Here is a 15226-nt window from a genome sequence, read left to right as displayed (position 1 = left end):
AACTTATCATCATCTTACGCAGACCTCGCTGGCATCATTCGTCATTTATCATAGGTTATGTCTTTGTGCGCATCAGAGTCCCTTCTGCATAGCAGAAGTCATCTTTGTATAGGTCAGATTATCTACCGATATTCCTTGAGCTGACTTGATAAGCAATTTGTTTAGTGTTTTGTCAGAAAAAAAGATGTCAGTCATAACGCTCAGGCCATTATCAGCGAACAATTCGACAGAGGCTGCATCGACTAACAGGCTTAGCGAAATCTGATTACCCATGGACAAGCGCGGGGCCGTATGCCGTTTCCCAAACCCTTTCTCAAAGTCCGTTTTGCCCGAATGGCTGCGGTCTATATAGTATTCGTTGGCCGCTTTATCGTAACCGATAACCACTTCATTACCCTGTTCATTGGTCAGCACAACCGAAAAATCAGCGGTGTTTCGGGTGGTCAGATCCAATTTGAATAGACCCGAATTATTTTTTGTCTTAGCCGTCAGGTCATACTGTCCTTTTACGGATAGGTTCTTTATCGAAACAGATTCACCTTTCAGCACATTCAATTCTTGCACGGGTGTTGACGTTAAATACAGTTCCTTGTTCACGGCTTGCAGGCCCAGCGTGCGGGGAACCGTATTGGCACTCCGCCAGGGCGAAGTGGGTACAACATTGGCATATTGCCAGTTGCTCATCCAACCCATCAGAATGGTACGGTCGCCCGTGTTGGCGAAGGTTACGCCCGCGTAATTGTCCGTACCATAATCCATCCACTTGGTTTCTGTTGAATAAGGGGTAAAAGTCGACCCGTTAAAATCACCCACGAAATATTGGGTTGCCGACCCTCCGTTTGGACCACCCGGATTAATACTGACCAGCAACACCCAGTTCTTTTTACCATTATGATCAATCGGAATCAGATCCGGACATTCCCAGACACCCCCATGTGCGCCTAAATTATGCCCAAACTCACTCTCTTTTTTCCAGTTTTTCAGATCGGGCGATGAGTAAAATGTGATCCGGTCTTTGGTTGCCAGCGTCATGATCCACTTTTGCTGTGGCTCGTACCAGCGAACTTTGGGATCACGAAAATCAACAATGCCGGGGTTTGGCAGTACCGGGTTGCCGGCGTATTTGGTCCAGGTTTTACCTTCGTCGAGACTATAGGCCAGACTTTGGTATTGAAACCTGTCTGATTTCTGCTTCTCCAGTTTATCATTATGGTGCGTAAAAATGGCGACCATCGGTGTTTGTCCATTTTTGCCAAATCCGCTGGTGTTCTTCACATCGATCACGGCGCTACCCGAGAAAATCCAGCCCAGGCTATCCGGGTACAAGGCAATGGGCTGCTCCTGCCAGCGAATCATATCTTTGCTGGTGGCATGCCCCCAGTGCATGGGTCCCCAGGTCGTACCGTCTGGGTAATATTGGAAAAACAGATGGTAGGTTCCTTTCCAGAAAACCATTCCATTGGGGTCGTTCATCCAGTGTGCTTTGGGCGAGAAATGAAACTGGGGCCGATAGACGTCCGATTTCGAATCAGCTGTTGTCTGCCCGAAAGAGACGTGTGTGGCAAAGGCTAAAACAACAAGGTACTTTACTAAATGTCGCATAATTATCTACAGATCAGGGCTTAGGGAAGTATAGTGGGGGATCAGTCAACGACTGACCGCCCCCCAAAATAAACTACATTACCAACCTATACTAGGCGTCAGCCTACTATTCTTTACTTAACAAAGGCTTTTCTCTTCACTTCATTCAAATCAGGATTGACGAATCATGTCCACGATTTCAACGCTTACCTGTAGCCGGCGATTGAATTAACACCTCAAGACAAGCTTCAGACGGCCTACTAGACGCTGAAGGGCAGACAGTCAAACCCTGGTCGTTAGTAAATACTGATTGATGATCGTTGCTTCGTTGAATGACGGTGTTGCACCCCGCTGACCAGCCACATACGCGCCGGTAGCACAGGCGAACTCCAGTGTTTTTTGGGGTGTTTCGCCCTTTAGGGTTTTGTACAGGAAAGCAGCCAGAAAGGCATCTCCACTGCCAATGGTATCGGCTACCTCAACCGGAAAACCAACCTGGCTATGCAGCCCGGCTCTGTCCAGCAACACGGCCCCATGTTCGCCCAGGGTAACGATCAGCTTGTCAAGCTTATACTGACTCCGGAGCTGATACATAGCCCGATGCAGGTCATTTTCTTCGCCGTACCAGCTGGATAACTCGACCAGTTCGTGCTCGTTCAGCTTAACAATATCCGCCTTCGAGAGCAATTCCTCAACCGTTGCACGGGTAAAATGGGGCGCCCGAAGGTTTACGTCAAATACCTTGCGAGGGGCTATTTCCAGCAGGGCAAGCAGGGTTTCGTGAGTTTGGGGACTACGGGCCGCCAAACTCCCATACACGAAGAACTCACTTTGCCGGACCGTATCCAATAAGGCAGACTCCAGCTGAATATAGTCCCAGGCAACCGGCTGGACAATTTTATAGGTTACTTCGTTCAAATCAGAAATATTAGCTTTGGCCACGCCCGTCAGATGAGTTTGACCAATCTGTACCAGATCCAGCGGCAGGCCGATCTGACCCAGAAATTCGAGCAGTTCACTCCCCAGTTCATCCGTTCCGACCCGACTGATGAGTTGAGCATTAACCCCAAAGTTTCGCAGGTCAGCAGCCACGTTCATGGGTGCTCCGCCGGGTTGTTTACTGGTAGGCAGCACATCCCAGAGAATTTCGCCGAAACAGGTTATTATTGGATTCATAGTTAATAGGATTAGTGAGCGACGAATGTTTTTTCGATTTTCTCAAGACTGGTGCCTTTGGTTTCGGGCATGAGCCGGATCACGAACAGCAGTTGTAACACCATCATGATGGTAAAGAAGAGAAACGTGTTCCCCCCCCCGAAATGTTCAGCCAGGTAGGGAAATGAAAAGGTGATAATGGCAGCCATAAACCAGTGGGTAAAACTTCCCAGCGCCTGCCCACCAGAGCGTACTTCATTTGGAAAAATTTCGGAGATGAACACCCAGATAACAGCTCCTTGCGAGAAACCGAAGAAAGCGATATAGCCGAACAACAGCAGCGGTACGGTAAGGCCACTAAAATCTTCAACATAAAAAGCCCGTGCCACCAACGCCAGCGTGATAATCAGCCCCACCGACCCTATTTTCATCAGTGTCCGACGACCATATCGGTCGATAAGGTTCATGGAAATCATCGTAAAAATCAAATTGACCAGGCCTATTCCTGCCGAAGATAAAAGCGCCGAGCTCTTGCCTAACCCTGTCATTTCAAAAATTCGGGGCGCATAATAGATAATGGCATTGATGCCCGATACCTGGTTAAATACGGCAAACAGCACCGCCAGCATGACAGGTGTATTATATTGACCCGAGAACAATCTTGCCCGTTTGTTCTGATGTTCAGCACTATCCTGCAAAGCCAGCAGTGTTGAATCAGCCGTTTCCGGATCAATCAATTTCAATACGTCATGGGCATCTTCCACCCTTCCCTTTGCCAACAGCAACCAGCGTGGACTTTCTGGTATATTCAGAACAGCAATCAGGAAAATCAGCGACGGCAAGGCCTGTACACCCAGCATCCAACGCCACGAGTCATCACCAAGCCCCTGTAGCAGAAAGTTGGACAGATAAGCGATTAGTATGCCCAGTACCACATTGAACTGGAATAACCCCACCAGCTTACCGCGCGATTTGGCCGGTGAGATCTCGGTGATATACATGGGAGCTGCTACGGACGAGGCCCCTACGCCTAAACCACCCAAAAAACGAAAGACCAGGAATACACTCCATCCTGTAGCCAGGGCTGTGCCAAGCGAAGCCCCCAAATACAACATGGCAATCCAGAAGAGCGTTTTTTTGCGGCCAAGTCGCTGAGCCGGAATGCCCCCCAGCATAGAGCCTAGGACGGTGCCGATCAGGGCGATAGAAACCGTTAATCCGTGCTCCCATACGTTGAGATGCCACAACGTTTGTAGCGACTGCTCAACACCGGAAATCACAGCGGTATCGAACCCGAAAAGAAACCCACCCAGAGCAGCTGTAATGGACCAAAAAAAGATGCGTTGTTTCTGACTCATAACAAATGGGAAAGGACGGTTAACGATCAACGTCGAACTAAATTTACACCAATCCGCTGAAAGCTGACTTTCGGTAATTGTTCAAATAGTTTCAAATAAATATAATTATCCAAACAATTGACAACCAGTCATTTAAGTACGTATATGAGCCCACAGACTTTCGATTTTGATACGCTTGTTTATGAATTTGATACATTCGCTCTGGCGATTGGAACTCGTTACATTCGTGCAACGAGTTCCAGCGAAAACAGTCAAAACCAATTTCCTTAAACTCTCGTTTTCCTGCCATGACGACCACCCGAATGAACCATGAAGCCGATGTTCTTATTGTTGGAGGTGGTCTGGCCGGACTAACCGCAGGCATTCATCTTGCCCGGGCTGGCGTTCAGGTTTTACTGCTGGAGAAACATACCTACCCGCACCATAAAGTTTGTGGCGAGTACATCTCCAATGAAGTATTACCCTACCTTCGTCATTTGGGTCTCAGAGTCGACGAGTTGGCCCCCTCCCGAATCCATCGTTTCTTACTCAGTACCGTGGTCGGGAAAACGGTGGAAAGCCCCTTACCCCTGGGCGGCTTCGGAGTAAGCCGTTTTGCACTCGATGCGTATCTGGCGAGTAAGGCTATGGAAGCTGGGCTCACTATTCTTCAGGCAGATGTAACGGATGTTAAGTTTGCGAACGATCAGTTTATCGTTCAAGCGTCAACCGGGCAGACCTATACCGCTCAACTAGTTTTGGGGGCTTACGGCAAACGCTCTCAGTTGGATAAGCGGCTAAACCGACCCTTTACACAGCGGGAGTCGCCCTGGCTTGGTGTGAAAGCACACTATCGAGCCGATTTTCCAAACGATCTGGTTGCCCTGCATAATTTCGATGGGGGTTATTGCGGAATTTCTCAGGTAGAAAATGGCATTGTCAATGTTTGTTATCTGGCCAACTATCAAAGTTTTAAGGCTTTCAAAAACATTGAAGCTTTTCAACAACAGGTGATGGGCCGAAATCCATTCCTGAAGGATTTTTTCCTTGGCGCGACTCCCCTATTCGAGAAGCCAGTAACGATCAGCCAGATTTCGTTCGACAAAAAAAGCCCGGTCGAAAACCATATGCTGATGTGTGGGGATACTGCCGGACTGATCCATCCCCTTTGCGGCAATGGTATGGCCATGGCCATTCACAGTGCTAAACTGGTGTCTGAGTTAGTGGTTAAGTTTTTAAATGGTAAACTTGTGAATCGGACTACTTTGGAACAGCAATATGCCCATCAGTGGTCATCAGCCTTTACATCCCGACTAATGACCGGCCGTATTGTCCAGTCAGTCCTGTTGCATCCAAAAATTACCACCCTCGTTTTAAAAAGCTTACAACGAACACCGAGTCTTTTGCCCATTATCATTAAACAGACACACGGTAAACCCTTGGAAGTCTAATTCGTTTATAGTTTGCCGTGCCAACGGTCATTACGCCCACGGGCAGCGCGACACTAAATAGCCTATCACAAATCGAATGTCTTTAAGCACTACGCAACGTACTACAAAAGAAGAATACCTGGATGATTTCTCGCTGGAAGGCGACGAGTTGCGGGATGCCCTGGACAAAATCGCTATTATTAATCAATGGCTGGGCGGCAACCGGGTTACGCTCGATGGCATTCGGGAACTGCTCAGGAAACAGCCCAAAGATCGTGTCATTACCATCGTTGATATTGGTTGCGGCAACGGCGACATGTGCCGGGCAGTAAGCGATTTCGCCCAACAGGAAGGCTTTCAGGTCGACGTACTCGGCATCGACGCCAACGATTACACGGTCAACCATGCCCGGGCCAGTTCGGCGGCTTACCCAGCCATCCGGTATGACACTCAAAATATTTTCGACGAGCCATTTGCATCTGTCGATTACGATATTGCGTTGTGTACCCTGACACTTCACCATTTTATGGACGCCGAAATCCTGTCTTTGATGAGCCTTCTGGTTCGGAAGGCGAAAATAGGAGTAGTTATCAATGACTTACAACGCTCAGCGCTCGCTTATCGGCTCTTCCAACTCATCTGCTTTGTCTTCCGGCTCAATAAACTCTCGCGGGAAGATGGCCTGACATCCATTTTGAGGGGATTTAAAAAACAGGAACTCGTCGCATTCTCGAAACAATTAGTCTTAAAAAGCTATCATATCAACTGGCGATGGGCTTTTCGCTACCAATGGATTATTGAAACCCTATGAGTGTAAAAATTGCAGCAGTTGCAAAATCCTTACCGGCAAACTGGCGGGATACGAATGATATTTTACCGTTTCTGGATGCGTGGCTGGATGGTCAGGAAAGCCGCTTTCAACGAAAAGTAAAGAAAATTTTTGAGAACGCGGCCGTTGACCGGCGCTACTCCGTCATGAGCCCAACGGAGGTTTTCTCCATGACTTCGTTCGAGGATAAAAACGCCATATACAGCCGGGAATGCATCAAACTGGGCGAAGATGTGCTCACCAAAGCACTGGCCAAGGTTAACTGGCAAACTACGGATATTGACTACCTGATTACCGTAAGCTGTACCGGCATCATGATTCCGTCGCTGGATGCCTACCTGATCAACAGCATGCAGATGAAGCAGGACGTGGTCCGGTTGCCGGTTACGGAAATGGGCTGCGTAGCTGGGGTGTCGGGCATTATCTACGCCAAGAATTTCCTCAAAGCGAATCCGGGTAAACGGGCGGCCCTTCTGGCGGTCGAATCCCCAACGGCTACCTTTCAGTTAGATGATTACTCGATGGCCAACATCGTGAGCGCAGCCATTTTTGGGGATGGGGCCGCCTGCGTGCTGCTCTCTTCGCACGAAGACGACAAAGGACCGGAAGTGGTATCGGAAGAAATGTACCACTTCTACGATGCCACGCACATGATGGGCTTCAACCTGACAAACAGTGGTTTGCAGATGGTGCTCGATAAAGCCGTAACGGATAACATCGCAGAACACTTCCCGGCAATTATTCACCCGTTTCTAAAAAAGAATGGGCTGGTTATTGACGATATTTCGCACCTGATTTTTCACCCCGGCGGACGAAAGATTGTAGAAGTTGTGCAGGAATTGTTCGGGAAGCTGGGTAAGAATATCGACGATACGAAAGAAGTACTGCGCCTGTATGGTAATATGTCGAGCGCAACAGTCCTTTATGTGCTGGAACGGTTCATGGACAGGCCCCTCCAGAAAGGCGATTATGGCCTTATGTTAAGTTTCGGTCCCGGTTTTACGGCACAACGCGTTTTGTTACAGTGGTAAGCGAATTCACAGACAGGTCATATTGGGCGGTTATTCTGGGCGGAAGTTCAGGATTAGGACTGGCTACGGCCCAGAAGCTGGCCAAACACGGCATGAACCTGTGCATTGTGCATCGCACCCGCAAAACCGATCTTCCCGATATGGAAGAAGCATTTGCCCGAATAAAAGCAGAAGGCGTTCTGCTCAGGCACTACAATGTCGATGCCACCAACCCAGACAAGCGGGCCGAAGTGACCACAACGTTGCAGCAGGCTATGGGAATAGGTGGACGAGTCAGGGTCCTCGTACACAGCCTTGCCAAAGGAAACCTGAAACCGATGGTCGACGAACATGTACGTACGCTCCAGCACGATGATTTTCAACTCACCATCGACGCGATGGCCATTAGCTTGTATGACTGGACAAAAGCGCTTGTAACGGCCGGTTTATTCGCAGCCGATGCCCGTGTTATTAGTTTCACCAGCGAAGGCAGTCAAAAGGCATGGCCTAATTACGCGGCTGTTTCGGCCGCCAAAGCTGCCCTTGAAGCCATTTCCCGGAGCATGGCCCTGGAGATGGCCCCTTTGGGTATTCGTGCCAACTGCATCAGGGCGGGGGTTACCGACACCGCTTCGTTTCGCATGATTCCGGGGGCCGATTCCCTCCGTTCGCACAGCCTTGAACGGAATCCGTTTTCCCGACTTACAACCCCGGAGGATGTAGCCAATGTCGTATACTTACTCTGTAAAGACGAAGCGGCCTGGATAAACGGCACCGTTATTTCGGTTAATGGTGGTGAACATCTTCAATAAATTCATAGCCTTGCAAAACGTTACGTCTATACTCGAAAAACTTCCTTACACCAAACCATTCCTGTTTGTCGATACCCTGCATCATGTTGACGAAAACGGCGTTGAAGGCAGGTATACATTCCCCGAAGATTCATTCTTTTACCTGGGCCATTTCAACCAGACCCCTGTGACGCCAGGTGTTATCCTGACCGAAGTAATGGCGCAGATTGGTGTTGTCTGTCTGGGCATTTTCCTGCTCGCCGATGAGCTGACCGAAGACGTTGCCATTGCGATGACAAGTTCGCAAATTGATTTTTATATCCCCGTTTTTCCCGGCGAGACTGTCATCGTTCGTTCGTCAAAAGAGTATTTTCGATTTCATAAGTTGAAGTGTAAAGTCGAGATGCTGAATGAGCGGAACCAACTGGTTTGCCGGGGCACTCTTTCGGGAATGATGAAACCCACTACGTATGCGTAACCGAGTTGTTATTACGGGTCTAGGGGTGGCAGCCCCCAATGGTATCGGAGTGCCTTCGTTTCTGGATGCTATACAGGCCGGTAAAAGTGGCATTGCGTTTCAACCCGATTTGGCGGCATTGAATTTCTCCTGCCAGATTGGCGGCATTCCGCCCGTTACAGAAGCCATTAAACATCAATATTTTAGCGAGTTACAACTCCGAAACCTAAACAGCAGCGGCATTATTTACGGCGTGATCGCGGGCATGGAAGCCTGGCAGGATGCCGGACTAGCCATTGCCGCCGACGAACCGGACTGGGATAGTGGCATTGTGTTTGGGACCGGAATTCTGGGGATCGACAAATTCCGGGAGTCCATTTATAAGGTGGATGAGGGACAGGTCAGACGACTGGGGAGTACGGTTGTTTTGCAAACTATGACCAGTGGCGTAAGCGCGTTTTTGGGGGGTATGATTGGTTGCGGCAACCAACTCTCGGCGAACTCCTCGGCCTGCGCCACAGGTACGGAAGCACTTTTGCTGGCCTATGAACGGATCGTTAATGGACAGGCAAAACGGGTGCTGGCCGGGAGTTGCAGCGACCACGGCCCGTATATATGGGGAGGGTTCGACGCCATGCGCGTCATGCCATACCAGTTCAATAACAACCCCGAACGGGCATCGCGGCCACTCAGCGCTACAGCAAGCGGATTTGTGCCGGGTAGCGGAGCGGGTGCGCTGGTGCTTGAATCCCTGGAGTCGGCCCTGGAACGAAAGACCCCTATTTACGCCGAAGTATTGGGCGGGCATCTGAATTCAGGTGGACAACGGGGCGGTGGTTCCATGACGGCCCCTAACGCGCAAGCCGTGCAACGATGCATTCAGCAAGCCATCCGGCAGGCAGGTATCCAGCCGGAAGATATCGACCTGATTGACGGCCATTTAACGGCTACCATAAAAGACTCGGCGGAAGTGACGGCCTGGTGCGAAGCCCTGGGTCGTCGGGGAGCAGATTTTCCGTATATTAACTCGTTAAAATCTATGGTGGGTCATTGCCTCAGCGCGGCCGGGAGTATCGAATGTGTAGCGGCAGTTCTGGAATTACACCACAGATTTATATATCCGTCGATCAACAGCGACGATCTCCATCCGGAAATTTCGTCGTTGATTGCTCCGGACAAAGTACCACAGCGGGTAATTAAGCAAAATAGTACCGTACTTGCGAAGGCCAACTTCGGGTTCGGCGACGTGAATGCCTGTGTTATCCTGAAGACGTTTTATTCTTAAACAGTCATATGCAAACGAAGGACGAGTTAATTACCACATTAAAAAAAATCGTTAAACCGTATGTTCAGGATGAACAGGCGTTTGAACAGGTAACCGAGCGAACCGATTTTATCAATGATTTGAAAATCAATTCTGCCAATCTGGTCGATATTGCGCTCGATGTTGAAGAGGAATTCGACATTGTGATCGATAACGAAGCCATGGAGCGAATGCTGACCGTTGGCTCATCCATTGACATCATTACCCAAAAACTGGCCGAAAAAGCATGATCGGGAATGATATTGTCGATCTGGCCCAAGCCAAACGCGAGAGCAATTGGCAACGAAGGGGCTACCTGGACAAAATCTTCACTCCTCATGAACAACAACTCATCCAGACAGCCACCGATCCTGACCAACTGGTCTGGCTGCTCTGGAGCATGAAAGAGAGTGTGTACAAACTGGCGGTACGGCGAACCCGAAATCGGGTATTCGCCCCCGGCAGAATTACTTGTGAATTGGCCGGTCCTGTTTCTAAATGCTCGACCGGCTTTGTGTACTATGAGGAATGGTACCATACCATTTCAACCCTTACGAGTACCTATGTCAGCACGATAGCCTTTTCAGCAGATGACATACCCGTCTATAATCAGGTGATTCTCCCCTTTGAGACAACTTCTGTTCTGGCTCAACAGGATATGATTCGTAAGAAGATCAGACAACACGCTGCCAGGTTGTTTAATCTCGATGATCAGGAAATCCACCTGCGGAAAGATAGCATTGGTGCGCCGGTCATAATGGTTCGGGGAGCAGGAGAACGACCGGTCAGCCTCAGCCATCACGGGCATTTTGGCGCATTTGTGATTAGCCTGACTAATCGTTAGACGCAGCTGTTCGCGCCCATCTAATGACGTGCATTTTTCCGATTGCTTCACTTATTAACCTGATGCCTGCCCACGGGAAAGCGCAATCAGCCTAACACATTGAAAAGATAAACTCATCGTTCGTCTCCGTCGGGTCGATTAATAACTCATTATTACCGGTTAGTAAAGCAAACGCAGGAACTCGCGGCTCAATCTTCATCTTTGATTGACCTAAATCAGGTCACACCCGTTACCCCACTCTCGACAGCAGCAGAGGTTATACCCATCGCTAATTGGGCCAAATCAGCAAATAACCAGCTGATAACCAGTCGCGCAATAAACCGTTCATAATTTTCAGTTCATTTTTACAAATACGATGATGAATCCAAACAAAGCCTTGTGGGAAAAGGGAGACTTTACTCAAATTGCCCAAACTATGCGGGAAAGCGGTATCGAACTGGTGGCCAAACTCGGTATCACGAAGGGTATGACTATTCTTGATCTGGGGTGTGGCGATGGGACCACCGCAATCCCCGAGGCCGAACTGGGTGCTACGGTGCTGGGTGTTGACATCGCCAGCAATCTGGTCGAGGCCGGTAACCGGCGGGCACAGGCCAAAGGACTCTCCAATTGCACCTTTCAGGAAGGCGACGCAACCGATTTGCACGATCTTTCCGACCATTCGTTTGATCTTGTCGTCAGCATATTCGGGGCTATGTTTGCCCCAAAACCCTTTGATGTGGCTAGTGAAATGGTTCGTGTGACCAAACCCGGTGGCCGGATCGTGATGGGCAACTGGATTCCGGGTGACCCAACACTGGTAGCACAAACATTAAAAATCAGTTCTGCCTACACCCCGGCACCGCCCGAAGGCTTCATAAGTCCAATGTTGTGGGGTATGGAAGACCATGTCACGGAACGTTTTGTCAAAGCGGGCATTCCCAAAGAAAATATCTCCTTCGTTAAAGACACGTTTACCTTTAAGGCTCCCTTTCCCCCGTCAGAATTCTTCCAGCGTTTCCGAACGTACTATGGCCCAACCATGAATGCTTTTGAAGCGGCCGAAAAAAATGGTGATGCCCCTGCGCTACACCAGGAGTTAGAGACATTGTTTACGAATCAAAATCAGAGTGGCGATAAGAATTCTACGTCCATTCCGGCGTCATTTCTCCGAGTAACTGTAACGTGTTAATGACGAATTAGTCCTAGCCCCCCTCACTTTGTTCATTTAATTTTCCAATCATACATGCCCCTTACTGCGCTCGATTCCGCTCAATTATCCCACCCAACGATGGCTTATTCGCAAGCGGTCCGGGTGGGTAATTTACTCTTTGTCTCTGGTCAGGCCGGGGTTAACTTTAGTACTGGGGCGATCTCAGAGGACTTCGAAACTCAGGCCCGGCAGGCATTCACCAATCTGTCCAGCGTGCTCGAATCAGGTGGATCCACACTGGCTAAAGTTGCCAAAACGACCATCTGGCTCGTTGATGCCGCTAATTTCGATAAGCTGAATCAGTTGTATGCAGAATATTTTTCAACCAACCCACCCGCCCGTTCTACGCCTATCGTGAACTTACCTAAAACCAGTTTTCAGATTTCGATCGAAGCCATTGCCGTAATTGACTAATGTTTTACACACCAGCGGGCGATTTACGATATTCGGAAGGAGTTTTTCGGGTGTGCTGCTTGAAAAATGTGGTGAAGTATGCTGGTGAACTAAAACCCGTTTCATAGGCGATTTCGGCCATCGTTTTGGTGCTTTCAGCCAGCAGCCGCCGGGCTTTTTTCAAGCGTATCTCCGCGATGTAATCAATCACGTTCATATCTAGCAAGGCCTGTACTTTCCGGTAGAGCTGCACCCGCGACAGGCCCATGTCGCGGCTGAGTTTCTCAACGCCGAAATCCGGATCGGTCAGGTTTTGTTCGATAAGGCCGGTCAGTTCATTCAGAAACTTTTTGTCCTGCCGATTTCCGGACCCAGCCTGCGAGAGAAAGTCAGACGCATACCGCCGTTGCCACTTCTCCCGGTTAGCCAGTGTCGTCCGCAGCACTTCGAGGAGGTAGGTGGTGTTGAACGGCTTTGTAATATAGGCGTCAGCGCCCGCCCGTGTGCCTTCGATTCGCTGTTCCATCTGCCCTTTAGCGGTTAACAGCACGACCGGAATGTGTGAGGTACGTAGGTCGGTTTTTACCCGTTGGGTCAGCTTCATACCGTCCATACCGGGAAGCATAATATCGCTGATAATCAAGTCGGGGATAACATCAATGGCCCGTTCCCACCCTTGCTCGCCCGTACTTTCGGCGATGATATCGAACTCATTACCCAAACGGGTAGTCAAAAATGTCCGGATGTCGTCGTTATCTTCCACAACCAAAATCGTCCCCGAACGGATTGCGGTTAATTCAGCAGAAACAACAACTTCGTCCTCTTCGGTTTCGATCAGCAAACGGGGGTCTAACGATGAGCCCTGCCTTAGCGTTTGCGCTGTTCCCGAAGCGTCCATTTCATCTTCGGCCAAATGGGTATGGCCCAGGGGTAATAAAATCGTAAAGGTTGTCCCTTTATCTTTTTCCGACTGTACCGTGATTTCGCCCTGGTGGAGTTGAATAAACTCCATCGACAGGGCGAGTCCCAACCCTTTTGAAAGGTTAAACGGACGGGTACCACTATAGAACAGGTCGAAGGCGTGGTCCTGCTCTTCGGGCGTCATGCCCTCGCCATTATCCTGCACCTGAATGCGGACCTGCTGTTCCAGTTCCTCCATCCGAATGTGAATAAGCCCCCCTTTGGGCGTGTACTTAAAAGCGTTAGACAGCAGATTGACAATTACCTTATCCAGCTTTTCGCTGTCGAACCAGAGCGAAAGACTGGGTTTCGAGGGGATGAACTGAAGGTCGATGCGTTGTTTTTCGGCCTTTCGTTTAAAATCCTGCACGATATCCTGGATGAAGGCGACGACGTCCTGCTCCGACGTACGAAGCCGTTGCTTGCCGGCATCCGTTTTGCGCAGATCGAGCATCTGATCGATAAGCCGTAGCAATCGGTATGCGTTTTTCTGAATCAGCGTCAGGTTACTTTTCAGGTCGTGCGGGGTAACGGACTTCTTTGTCAGCAAATCTTCTGTCGGTGTCAGAATAAGGCTTAGGGGAGTGTTGAACTCATGAGAGATGTAGGAATAAAAGCGGAGCTTCTCTTCCGTTGCCAGTCGTGCCTGCTGCGAAACGGCTTCTATTTTGTCTTTTTGCTCCCGTATTTCTTCATTTTGATGCTCAAGGGTTTGGTAGGCTATCTGTTTTGATCGATACAGGTAAAGGGCCCAGGCACCCAGCAACATAACAACCATCAGGCTTGCCAGGGTCATGTAGAGCGTGTTTTTCTGCGATGCGTAGGTTTGCGTTAAGGTGTCAATACGCTGGCTTTGTTTTTCAATGTCGGCCTGCTGCGCCAGTAGCTTATCACTTTGGGCTTTAAGGGCCCGGATATTCGATCCATCCACCTGAATGGAATTGAGTATCTGCTCCCGTTTTACCGATTTTCCGGCCAATATTCGGGTGGCTGTTTCAATGGCCTCTTCGCCCCCTGTCGGGTACAAAAAGCTGGCTTTTAACAGACCATCCGTAACTGCCTGCATACCCGCGTGTGGGCCGGGGAGGGCGTCTATACCGACAAAATCGAGTTTCTTCTCGAGTCCGTTCTGTTTAAAAACCGCATAAGCGCCCAGCGCCATCACATCATTATGCGCAAATAACAGATCGGCCTCGCTAAGTGATTTTAATTCAGCGGCCACCACTTGGCGAATCGTGTCCCGCTCCCATTGACCATTCAATTGCCTGACGATTTGTATGCCAGGGTATTTCTTCAATTCGGAAAGCAAACCTCGGTGACGTTCCTGAGCGGGGGATGAACTGGGCAAACCCCATACTTCTACCACCCGTCCTTTTCCTTTGAGATGATTCCCGATGAACATACCGGCCAATCGGCCAATTTCGACATTATCGCCCCCAATGTAGGCGTTGTAAGACTCCGTCTCGATTTTTCGATCGAGGAGTATAACCGGGATGCCTTTCCTGAATACGCTTTCGATGACCTTGGTAAAGGGCGCGGCTTCGTTGGGGGAAACAATTAACAAGTCAATGCCCTGATCGACCAGCGCTTGAATCTGGCTGATCTGCCGGGTAGTGCTATTGCCTGCATCTTCGTAAAGCAAGGTGTAATTCGGATGAAACGTCAATTCCCGTTTCATGTCGTTGAGCATCGTTTTTCGCCATTCGTCGGCTCCTGTGCATTGCGAGAAACCGATTCGGTATGTCTTCGTCTTCGGTTCCACCTGACACCCTCCCAACAGGCACCAACCCAGAAAAAGCAGCAGTCCCTGAAAGGCTCTTTTCCTTAAAGAAGACCTGACAGAAGCAGTCAAACGCACAGTTGAGTGGGGAGAAAACCTATAATTCATGAAGGACGAGTGTATTTTCAGCACTGTTCAAAGATAATGTATAAGAAATTGCATAC

14 protein-coding genes are annotated in these 15226 nt (G+C 49.4%); 10 read left to right on the top strand and 4 right to left on the bottom strand.

Annotation, left to right across the window (positions count from 1 at the left end):
- Positions 1–72: 72 nt before the first annotated feature.
- The 3 genes from ACYVK4_RS13730 to ACYVK4_RS13720 form a co-directional block, all read right to left on the bottom strand.
- Entirely contained in the window at positions 73–1602 is a 1530-nt protein-coding gene (locus ACYVK4_RS13730) for a glycoside hydrolase family 32 protein (protein ID WP_461128086.1), read from the bottom strand.
- A gap of 261 nt (positions 1603–1863) precedes the next feature.
- The gene (locus tag ACYVK4_RS13725; RefSeq protein ID WP_461128085.1) at positions 1864–2757 is read right to left on the bottom strand and encodes a carbohydrate kinase family protein; all 894 of its coding nucleotides are present in this window, start codon (positions 2755–2757) and stop codon (positions 1864–1866) included.
- 11 nt (positions 2758–2768) lie between these two features.
- Positions 2769–4094, bottom strand: coding sequence for a sugar porter family MFS transporter (locus tag ACYVK4_RS13720; protein WP_461128084.1), 1326 nt, complete (start codon positions 4092–4094; stop codon positions 2769–2771).
- 287 nt (positions 4095–4381) lie between these two features.
- Here ACYVK4_RS13720 and ACYVK4_RS13715 point away from each other — a divergent pair, with 287 nt between their 5' ends.
- From ACYVK4_RS13715 to ACYVK4_RS13670, 10 genes are all read left to right on the top strand, one after another.
- Positions 4382–5524: an NAD(P)/FAD-dependent oxidoreductase gene (locus tag ACYVK4_RS13715; RefSeq protein WP_461128083.1), complete on the top strand. Its 1143-nt coding sequence runs from the start codon at positions 4382–4384 to the stop codon at positions 5522–5524.
- Between the two features lie 76 nt (positions 5525–5600).
- Positions 5601–6314 (top strand): methyltransferase domain-containing protein, encoded by a 714-nt coding sequence (locus ACYVK4_RS13710; protein ID WP_461128082.1) that lies wholly within the window; start codon positions 5601–5603, stop codon positions 6312–6314.
- On the top strand, positions 6311–7363 hold the full coding sequence (locus ACYVK4_RS13705) for a type III polyketide synthase (RefSeq protein ID WP_461128081.1): 1053 nt from the start codon (positions 6311–6313) through the stop codon (positions 7361–7363). The genes ACYVK4_RS13710 and ACYVK4_RS13705 overlap by 4 nt, the downstream gene beginning before the upstream one ends.
- Positions 7357–8154, top strand: a complete 798-nt coding sequence (locus ACYVK4_RS13700) for an SDR family oxidoreductase (RefSeq protein WP_461128080.1) — start codon at positions 7357–7359, stop codon at positions 8152–8154. The genes ACYVK4_RS13705 and ACYVK4_RS13700 overlap by 7 nt, the downstream gene beginning before the upstream one ends.
- Before the next feature lie 10 nt (positions 8155–8164).
- On the top strand, positions 8165–8611 hold the full coding sequence (locus ACYVK4_RS13695) for a 3-hydroxyacyl-ACP dehydratase FabZ family protein (RefSeq protein ID WP_461128079.1): 447 nt from the start codon (positions 8165–8167) through the stop codon (positions 8609–8611).
- Positions 8604–9875, top strand: a complete 1272-nt coding sequence (locus ACYVK4_RS13690; RefSeq protein WP_461128078.1) for a beta-ketoacyl-[acyl-carrier-protein] synthase family protein — start codon at positions 8604–8606, stop codon at positions 9873–9875. The genes ACYVK4_RS13695 and ACYVK4_RS13690 overlap by 8 nt, the downstream gene beginning before the upstream one ends.
- Positions 9876–9883: 8 nt before the next feature.
- Positions 9884–10144, top strand: coding sequence for an acyl carrier protein (locus ACYVK4_RS13685; protein ID WP_461128077.1), 261 nt, complete (start codon positions 9884–9886; stop codon positions 10142–10144).
- Positions 10141–10737: a 4'-phosphopantetheinyl transferase family protein gene (locus ACYVK4_RS13680; protein WP_461128076.1), complete on the top strand. Its 597-nt coding sequence runs from the start codon at positions 10141–10143 to the stop codon at positions 10735–10737. Before ACYVK4_RS13685 ends, ACYVK4_RS13680 begins: the two co-directional genes overlap by 4 nt.
- Before the next feature lie 355 nt (positions 10738–11092).
- Positions 11093–11908, top strand: coding sequence for a class I SAM-dependent methyltransferase (locus ACYVK4_RS13675; RefSeq protein WP_461128075.1), 816 nt, complete (start codon positions 11093–11095; stop codon positions 11906–11908).
- Positions 11909–11962: 54 nt separating this feature from the next.
- Positions 11963–12343: a RidA family protein gene (locus ACYVK4_RS13670; RefSeq protein WP_461128074.1), complete on the top strand. Its 381-nt coding sequence runs from the start codon at positions 11963–11965 to the stop codon at positions 12341–12343.
- 4 nt (positions 12344–12347) lie between these two features.
- Here ACYVK4_RS13670 and ACYVK4_RS13665 read toward each other — a convergent pair whose 3' ends face one another.
- Entirely contained in the window at positions 12348–15140 is a 2793-nt protein-coding gene (locus tag ACYVK4_RS13665) for a substrate-binding domain-containing protein (protein WP_461128073.1), read from the bottom strand.
- Positions 15141–15226: the final 86 nt, after the last annotated feature.

The organism is Spirosoma aerophilum (assembly GCF_054782495.1).
Note: the sequence above shows the minus strand (reverse complement) of the source record. Positions and strands in the feature narration are given on the sequence as shown.

Bases quoted from the DNA above. Each gene is read 5' to 3' on its own strand.
- ACYVK4_RS13730 (WP_461128086.1), bottom strand. From the start codon at position 1,602: ATGCGACATTTAGTAAAGTACCTTGTTGTTTTAGCCTTTGCCACACAC.
- ACYVK4_RS13725 (WP_461128085.1), bottom strand. From the start codon at position 2,757: ATGAATCCAATAATAACCTGTTTCGGCGAAATTCTCTGGGATGTGCTG.
- ACYVK4_RS13720 (WP_461128084.1), bottom strand. From the start codon at position 4,094: ATGAGTCAGAAACAACGCATCTTTTTTTGGTCCATTACAGCTGCTCTG.
- ACYVK4_RS13715 (WP_461128083.1), top strand. From the start codon at position 4,382: ATGACGACCACCCGAATGAACCATGAAGCCGATGTTCTTATTGTTGGA.
- ACYVK4_RS13710 (WP_461128082.1), top strand. From the start codon at position 5,601: ATGTCTTTAAGCACTACGCAACGTACTACAAAAGAAGAATACCTGGAT.
- ACYVK4_RS13705 (WP_461128081.1), top strand. From the start codon at position 6,311: ATGAGTGTAAAAATTGCAGCAGTTGCAAAATCCTTACCGGCAAACTGG.
- ACYVK4_RS13690 (WP_461128078.1), top strand. From the start codon at position 8,604: ATGCGTAACCGAGTTGTTATTACGGGTCTAGGGGTGGCAGCCCCCAAT.
- ACYVK4_RS13685 (WP_461128077.1), top strand. From the start codon at position 9,884: ATGCAAACGAAGGACGAGTTAATTACCACATTAAAAAAAATCGTTAAA.
- ACYVK4_RS13680 (WP_461128076.1), top strand. From the start codon at position 10,141: ATGATCGGGAATGATATTGTCGATCTGGCCCAAGCCAAACGCGAGAGC.
- ACYVK4_RS13675 (WP_461128075.1), top strand. From the start codon at position 11,093: ATGATGAATCCAAACAAAGCCTTGTGGGAAAAGGGAGACTTTACTCAA.
- ACYVK4_RS13670 (WP_461128074.1), top strand. From the start codon at position 11,963: ATGCCCCTTACTGCGCTCGATTCCGCTCAATTATCCCACCCAACGATG.